The organism is Duganella margarita (assembly GCF_009857535.1).
In the GTDB taxonomy this organism is placed as follows: Bacteria; Pseudomonadota; Gammaproteobacteria; order Burkholderiales; family Burkholderiaceae_D; genus Rugamonas; species Rugamonas margarita.
Genome location: NZ_WWCS01000103.1, coordinates 1 through 255 on the forward strand (window position 1 = coordinate 1; position 255 = coordinate 255).

1 rRNA gene is annotated in these 255 nt (G+C 51.0%); it reads right to left on the minus strand.

What is annotated here, in order from left to right:
- Window positions 1-255, minus strand: a 16S ribosomal RNA gene (locus GTP55_RS29415); the annotation flags it as partial.

The following is a 255-nucleotide window of genomic DNA, read 5'->3' on the forward strand; positions in this document are numbered from 1 at the left end:
TAGAGTGCTCTTTCGTAGCAACTAATGACAAGGGTTGCGCTCGTTGCGGGACTTAACCCAACATCTCACGACACGAGCTGACGACAGCCATGCAGCACCTGTGTAATGGTTCCCTTTCGGGCACTCCCCAATCTCTCGAGGATTCCATCCATGTCAAGGGTAGGTAAGGTTTTTCGCGTTGCATCGAATTAATCCACATCATCCACCGCTTGTGCGGGTCCCCGTCAATTCCTTTGAGTTTTAATCTTGCGACCG